Genomic DNA, 7,446 nt, shown 5'->3' with positions numbered 1-7,446 from the left:
CCAAATCAGAACGTCACAGAAGAATCATACAGCACACGCCGGCGGAATCCGACACGTCACAACCGAGTCAATCCGTCGCAGCAAGATGTGTATACGCCCTAGCACAGGTCATGGGAGAAGCATCCGGTCCCGGCGCGCAAATCAGGGCAAGGCGCGGCGTTCCGGCACGTTCATCCCTGATCGAATTGTCTGCTTTCCTCAACGTCACGATACGCCTGCGTCCGCGCAGGGTCAACGGAACCAGCGAAAAGCCCAGCGCATCGACCCGGTCCCGAAGGCGATGGTCGCGCTGAGTTCCTGCTGTTCCCGGAGACCATGGAGCCTCTGGATCTGTGGTCATGGGGCTTTCCTTTCCGGGGCCGCACCACGCGGCACCTGAGCGTCAGTCGCGGGGCGAGGCGGAAAGGTTCATGGGCCGGGGGCCGGGCCGGCTGGATCACCGCCGGAAAATACGGGCCTGCCGGTCCCGAATCCGATCAACCGCGATGAAAGGTGAACGCCTTGCGCAGAATGCTTGCGCGCCACGCAGCCTGTTCTTATATACGCGCCAAGCCGTCCAGCGCCGAATGCCGGTTGCCGGAGCGGAATTTCTTGTGAACAGGGGCTTTCGTCGGAACGCCTGTACGGGTCCTGAGAGCCTGCTTAGCGGAGAGATTAGAGAAATGGCAAAAGTAATCGGTATCGATCTGGGAACAACCAATTCCTGTGTCGCCATCATGGACGGCAAGGAATCCAAGGTCATCGAGAATGCGGAAGGCGCGCGCACGACCCCTTCCATCGTCGCCATCAACAGCGACGGCGAGCGCCTCGTCGGCCAGCCGGCAAAGCGCCAGGCGGTTACCAATCCTGAGAACACCATTTTCGCGGTCAAGCGCCTGATCGGCCGCCGCTACGACGATCCGGTGACGGAGAAGGACAAGAAGCTTGTCCCCTACAAGATCGTCAAGGGCGACAATGGCGACGCCTGGGTCGAGGCCGGCGGCAAGAAGCAGTCGCCTAGCCAGATCTCGGCGATGATCCTGCAGAAGATGAAGGAAACGGCGGAGGCCTATCTCGGCGAGAAGGTCGAGAAGGCGGTCATCACCGTTCCGGCCTATTTCAACGACGCCCAGCGCCAGGCGACCAAGGATGCCGGCAAGATCGCCGGCCTCGAAGTGCTGCGCATCATCAACGAGCCGACGGCGGCCGCGCTTGCCTATGGACTGGACAAGAAGGAAGGCAAGACGATTGCCGTCTATGACCTTGGCGGCGGCACGTTCGATATTTCGGTGCTCGAAATCGGCGACGGCGTGTTCGAGGTGAAGTCGACCAATGGCGACACCTTCCTCGGCGGCGAGGATTTCGACATGCGTCTGGTCGAATATCTGGCAGCCGAGTTCAAGAAGGAACAGGGCATCGACCTGCGGAACGACAAGCTCGCCCTTCAGCGCCTCAAGGAAGCGGCTGAAAAGGCCAAGATTGAGCTGTCGTCCACCACGCAGACCGAGATCAACCTGCCCTTCATCACCGCCGATGCCACCGGCCCCAAGCACCTGACGCTGAAGCTGACGCGGGCGAAGTTCGAGAGCCTGGTCGAGGATCTCGTCCAGCGCACGATCGATCCTTGCAAGGCGGCGCTCAAGGATGCCGGCCTGAAGGCCGGCGAAATCGACGAAGTCGTCCTGGTCGGCGGCATGACCCGTATGCCCAAGATCCAGGAGATCGTGAAGCAGTTCTTCGGCAAGGAGCCGCACAAGGGCGTCAACCCGGATGAGGTCGTCGCGTTAGGCGCCGCTATCCAGGCCGGCGTGCTGCAGGGCGACGTCAAGGACGTGCTGCTGCTCGACGTGACGCCGTTGTCGCTCGGCATCGAGACGCTGGGCGGCGTGTTCACGCGGCTGATCGAACGCAACACGACGATTCCGACAAAGAAGAGCCAGGTGTTCTCCACGGCCGAGGATTCGCAGTCGGCGGTGACCATCCGCGTCTTCCAGGGCGAGCGTGAAATGGCCGCCGACAACAAGGCGCTCGGCCAGTTCGATCTGGTCGGCATCCCGCCTGCGCCGCGCGGCGTGCCGCAGATCGAGGTCACCTTCGACATCGACGCCAACGGCATCGTCAACGTCTCGGCCAAGGACAAGGGCACCGGCAAGGAGCACCAGATCCGCATCCAGGCGTCCGGCGGCCTTTCGGACGCCGACATCGAGAAGATGGTCAAGGACGCCGAGGCCAATGCCGAAGCCGACAAGAAGCGGCGCGCGCTGGTCGAGGCCCGCAACCAGGCCGAGGCGCTGGTGCATTCCTCGGAGAAATCTCTGAAGGAATACGGCGAGAAGGTTTCCGAGGCCGACCGCACGGCGATTGCCGATGCGATCGCGGCGCTGAAGACCGCTGCCGAAGGCGACGATGTGACCGAGATCGAGGCCAAGACGCAGACGCTCGCCGAAGTCTCGATGAAGCTCGGCCAGGCCATGTACGAGGCTTCGCAGAAGGAAGCCGCCGAGGCCGACGCCAAGGCTGATGCCGCCAAGGACAGTGACGTCGTCGATGCCGACTTCGAGGAAATCGACGAAGACGACGAGAAGAAGAAGTCGGCCTGAACCGCCTGACGGTACAGGTAAGGGAAAAAGCCCGGCGCACAGCCGGGCTTTTTTGCAACCCTTTGCCGGAAAAACGCTGAGCTGCCCGAAAAAATGCGGACAAAGCCTCGTAGACACTGGCATCGCGGCTCCATCACACCTAAATCGGAACAGCGTGCCGGCAAACGACGCAACGATGCTTCAAGACGTTGACTATCCGGACTGCGGGAAAACATGAAAGCTGATTTTTACGAAACGCTAGGCGTGCAAAAGGGCGCCGACGAGAAGGAGCTCAAGAGCGCTTTTCGCAAGCTCGCCATGCAGTTCCATCCCGACCGCAACCCAGGCGACCATGCCTGCGAGCACAAGTTCAAGGAAATCAACGAAGCCTACGAGACACTGAAGGACCCGCAGAAGCGCGCCGCCTATGATCGCTTCGGCCACGCCGCCTTCGAGCACGGCGGTATGAATGGCGGGGCGCAAGGCTTTGGCGCCGGCGGCTTCGCCGACATTTTCGAAGACATTTTCGGCGACATGATGGGCGGGCGCCAGCGCCGCTCGTCCGGCGGCCGCGAGCGCGGCGCCGACCTGCGCTACAATATGGAAATTACGCTGGAAGAGGCATTTTCCGGCAAGACCGCGCAGATTCGGGTGCCAGCCTCGATTTCCTGCTCGGAATGCTCGGGCAGCGGCGCCAGGCCTGGCACCCAGCCCGTCACCTGCTCGATGTGCAACGGCCACGGCAAGGTGCGCGCCACGCAAGGCTTCTTCTCGATCGAGCGCACCTGCCCGCAATGCCAGGGGCGCGGCCAGACCATCAAGGATCCGTGCCCGAAATGCGCCGGCCAGGGCCGTGTCACCGAGGAGCGCTCGCTGTCGGTAAACATCCCTGCCGGCATCGAGGATGGCACCCGCATCCGGCTGGCCAATGAGGGCGAGGCCGGCCTGCGCGGCGGCCCGTCGGGCGATCTCTACATCTTCCTCGCGGTCAAGCCGCACGAATTCTTCCAGCGCGACGGGGCCGATCTTTATTGCAAGGTGCCGATCTCGATGACGACGGCAGCGCTTGGCGGCTCGTTCGAGGTGACGACACTGGACGGTACCCAGACGAAGGTGAAGGTGCCGGAAGGCACCCAGAACGGTCGCCAGTTCCGCCTCAAGGGCAAGGGCATGCCTGTGCTGCGCCAGCCCAATATCGGCGACCTCTACATCCAGACCGTGGTTGAGACGCCGCAGAACCTTTCGCGCCGTCAGCGCGAATTGCTGGAGGAATTCGAGCAGCTTTCCTCAAAGGACAATTCGCCTCAGTCGAGCGGATTTTTCGCCCGCATGAAAGACTTTTTCGAAACGTTCGGCGAGCACTGAAGCTGATCCCTGGAAAACGCTTCCCGAGCGTCATCAACACCTTATCCGGGGATTCGCCTTGTCTTGCACCTCGTAACTGCTAAGTAGCATGCGAGGGAGCGTTGAGGAGGACTTTCGATGACGCGTAGTCCCGGACTGCGAAAGACGCTGGCGGAAAAGTTTGACGACGAGCTGAAGTTCTTCAAGGGTTGGATCGACAAGCCGAAGGCGGTCGGTTCGATCGTCCCGACCAGTTCCATCACCGCAGGCAAGATGGCCTCGATCGTCGATCCGACATCCGGCCTGCCGGTGCTCGAGGTCGGGCCCGGTACAGGCGTCATCACACGCGCCATCCTCGCCCAGGGCATAAAGCCTGAGAATCTCTACGCGGTCGAATATTCCACCGATTTCGTGCGCCATCTGCGCCAGCTTTATCCAGGCGTCAACGTCATCGAGGGCGACGCCTTCAATCTCGACGCGACGCTTGGCGACAAGCGCGACCTGATCTTCGATTCTGTGATATCGGGCGTGCCGCTGCTCAATTTCCCTGTCGCCCAGCGCATCGCCTATGTCGAGAGCCTGCTCGACCGTATCCCGGCGGGCCGGCCGATCGTGCAGCTGACTTACGGGCCGCTGTCGCCGATCCCGCCGGGCCGCGGCGACTATACGGTCGAGCATTTCCATTTCGTCATCCGCAACATTCCGCCGACGCAGCTTTGGATCTACCGGCGCGGGGCCGCATGAATTGAAGCGTTGGGTTTGAATAGCACTTGTCTTATACCCATCGGGTGACAAGGCAGACCCATGGCTGTGATCCCGAAAATTCTCGTCGTCGCCGGTTCGGTGCGCAGCGGCGCCTATAGCGGCAGGACCGCCGACGTGGCACAGAAGGAACTTGCCATGCAGGGCGCCGAGGTGACCCGCATCTCGCTCGCCGACTATCCGCTGCCGATCCTCGACCAGGATTTGGAAAAGGACGAAGGCATTCCCGAAAACGCCGTCAAGCTCGGCCGGATGATCGCCGCCCATGACGGGCTGCTGATCGCGACGCCCGAATATAACGGCTCCATTCCGCCGCTGCTCAAGAACAGCATCGACTGGGTGAGCCAGCTGCGCAAGGATGGCGGCCGGACGTTCAGGCCGCTTGCCGGCAAGGTCGCCGCCCTCTGCTCGTCTTCCAACGGACCCTTCGGCGGGATACGCTGCATCAACCATCTGCGCGCCGTGCTGGTGCGCTGCCGGATGGAGGTGGTGACACCGGAGTGTTCGGTGCCGGAGGGCGGCTACGCCTTCGACGACGAGGGCAACTTCCGGGACGAAAGACTACGCCAATCGATGGAGCACCTATGCCGAACGCTGATCGAAACCTCGCGCATGCTGTCGACGCGGATCGAGGCATGATCCCGGACGCCGCGCATGCCGACACGATGCAGGAACGGCTGATCGTCGGCCTCGACCTGCCGACGCTGAAGGAAGCCGAGAAAGCGGTGCGCGAGCTCGACGGGATCGTCTCCTTCTACAAGATCGGTTACCAGCTCGCCTTTGCCGGCGGGCTCGATTTCGCCCGCGAGCTGGCCAGCGGCGGCACTAGGATCTTTCTCGACATGAAGCTCCTCGACATCGATAACACCGTTGCCAAGGGGGTCGACAACATCGCCAGGATGGGCATGAGCATGCTGACCATCCATGCCTATCCGAAGACGATGAAGGCGGCGGTCGAGGCCGCGAGGGGCAGCGACCTTTGCCTGCTCGGGGTCACCGTGCTGACCTCGATGGACGAGCAGGACGTGATCGACGCCGGCTATGAGTATGATCCGCATACGCTAGTGCTGAGGCGCTCCGAGCAGGCGCTGCATGCCGGCATGGGCGGCATCGTCTGCTCGGCCGAAGAAGCCGAGGCGGTGCGCCGCATCGTCGGCCCCGACCTGGCGGTCGTGACGCCGGGAATCCGGCCGAAGGGCAGCGACCATGGCGACCAGAAACGCGTGGTGACGCCGGCGCAGGCGATCCGCAACGGCTCCAGCCACCTCGTCGTCGGCCGGCCGATCGTCGGTGCGGCCGACAGGCGGGCGGCAGCGGAAGCGATCCTCGATGAAATGCGCTCGGCCTGAGGGCAGGAATTAACCCGGAGAAAAGCCATGCCCAAAGGATACTGGATCGCTCGCGTCGACGTGCGCGATGCGGAAGGCTACAAAGACTATGTCGCCGCCGCCAAACCGGCCTTCGATCGCTTCGGCGCCAAGTTCCTGGCGCGCGGCGGCGCACATGAGAAGGCCGAGGGGCCGGGCCGCGACCGCAACGTGATAATCGAGTTTCCGTCGCTTGCGGCGGCGCATGACTGCTACCACTCGCCCGAATACCAGCGCGCTGTCGCGATCCGCCAGAAGGTGGCCGATGGTGAAATCGTGCTGGTCGAGGGGATTTAGGCGAGAAGCCGGTTCGCCGCTGCGTCCGCCATCGCGTCGGCGAGGCTCAAGCCCCATTGCTGGCGACAGTAATCGCGGAAATCGAAGCAGGGCAGGCCGGGGCAGACCTCGAACTCGATGAGGTGGACGCTGTCGTCGGCTTCGACCCGGAAATCGATGGAAAACACATCCCGCAGGCCAAGCCCGACCATCAGGCGTTCGGCGATGCGACGGATTCTTGCATCGGCTTCAGGCTGGCTGCCGGCGACCGGCAGCAGCACCGGCTCGGTATATTTTCCCGCAGCTTTCGCCGCTGCGCCGGTATCGCCGTAAAGCGCCAGGCTGTCCTGCATGGTCTGGAAATCGCCGCCCGAATCGACAAAGGCGATGCCCAGCGCCTCGACGCCGGTATCCGGCCTCAATCCGAGAAAACTGGCGCGCGCGTTGCGGCCGGCGACATAGGGCTGGACGACGACATCGTCGCGATAGGCGGCGAAGACGCGCCGGCTAAGCTCCAGCGCATGGCCGAGATCGTGGCAGCGCGAATCCGGCCAGATGCCGATCTTGGCGCCGAGCCGGTTCGGCTTGACGAACCAGCCGGCGGGCGAGGCCGGTGGCGCGACCAGCCAGGCGCCGTCACGGGCAAGGCCCACCTGCGGCACCGGCAGGCCAAGCGCGCCGAGCACGGCGCCGGACCGGAACTTGTCCTGACAGAGCGCGAACAGCGCGTCGTCGGCGCCGATCGCCTTCAGGCCATTCAGCCGTGCCAGAGCCGGTGCGGCGCCGCCGCGGAAATAGGCGACGCCGTCGGTCAGCGTCCAGACAAGCGTGGTGTTCGGGTCCTCGCCGGCGAGAACGCTTGCGGCGTCGTCGAGCGCCAGCGGGGCAAACGACAGGCCGCGCTTCTGGCAAGCGGCGGCAAGTGCGTCGAATTCAGCAGCGATATCGGTCGATTGCGCCAGATAGGAGGCGATTTCGGCGGCACGCTCCGGCACGTGGTTATCGGCAACCAGCCGATCGAAGCAAGCCTTTTCCGGCTCGTAGACAAGGATCAGCTTCGGCTTGCGGCTTGACATGATCGAACGATTTCCCGGCAGCACGATTGCTAGAGCAATTCCAGGAAAAGTGTGAAACGGTTT

At 63.1% G+C, this 7,446-nt stretch carries 7 protein-coding genes; 6 read left to right on the top strand and 1 reads right to left on the bottom strand.

Annotated elements, in window-relative coordinates; genetic code table 11:
* The first annotated feature begins 662 nt into the window (after window positions 1-662).
* The 6 genes from dnaK (at window position 663) to NKI25_RS19590 (ending at window position 6,328) form a co-directional block, all read left to right on the top strand.
* Window positions 663-2,579, top strand: a complete 1,917-nt coding sequence (dnaK, locus tag NKI25_RS19615; RefSeq protein ID WP_023679851.1) for a molecular chaperone DnaK — start codon at window positions 663-665, stop codon at window positions 2,577-2,579.
* A gap of 213 nt (window positions 2,580-2,792) precedes the next feature.
* Window positions 2,793-3,923 (top strand): molecular chaperone DnaJ, encoded by a 1,131-nt coding sequence (gene dnaJ / locus NKI25_RS19610; RefSeq protein ID WP_352999107.1) that lies wholly within the window; start codon window positions 2,793-2,795, stop codon window positions 3,921-3,923.
* 117 nt (window positions 3,924-4,040) lie between these two features.
* On the top strand, window positions 4,041-4,646 hold the full coding sequence (pmtA, locus tag NKI25_RS19605) for a phospholipid N-methyltransferase PmtA (protein WP_023679853.1): 606 nt from the start codon (window positions 4,041-4,043) through the stop codon (window positions 4,644-4,646).
* Window positions 4,647-4,706: 60 nt separating this feature from the next.
* Entirely contained in the window at window positions 4,707-5,303 is a 597-nt protein-coding gene (locus tag NKI25_RS19600) for an NADPH-dependent FMN reductase (RefSeq protein WP_352575262.1), read from the top strand.
* A complete protein-coding gene (gene pyrF / locus NKI25_RS19595) occupies window positions 5,300-6,013 on the top strand; it encodes an orotidine-5'-phosphate decarboxylase (RefSeq protein WP_023679855.1) in 714 nt (237 codons plus the stop codon). Before NKI25_RS19600 ends, pyrF begins: the two co-directional genes overlap by 4 nt.
* A gap of 27 nt (window positions 6,014-6,040) precedes the next feature.
* Complete coding sequence (locus NKI25_RS19590; RefSeq protein WP_352539832.1) at window positions 6,041-6,328, top strand: DUF1330 domain-containing protein; 288 nt, start codon at window positions 6,041-6,043, stop codon at window positions 6,326-6,328.
* Here NKI25_RS19590 and NKI25_RS19585 read toward each other — a convergent pair.
* A complete protein-coding gene (locus NKI25_RS19585) occupies window positions 6,325-7,383 on the bottom strand; it encodes a D-alanine--D-alanine ligase family protein (RefSeq protein WP_352999104.1) in 1,059 nt (352 codons plus the stop codon). The two genes, NKI25_RS19590 and NKI25_RS19585, sit on opposite strands and share 4 nt — an antisense overlap.
* Between the last annotated feature and the right edge of the window lie 63 nt (window positions 7,384-7,446).

It is taken from the genome of Mesorhizobium sp. M0808, assembly GCF_040320025.1.
GTDB lineage: Bacteria > Pseudomonadota > Alphaproteobacteria > Rhizobiales > Rhizobiaceae > Mesorhizobium.
Note: the sequence above shows the minus strand (reverse complement) of the source record. Positions and strands in the feature narration are given on the sequence as shown.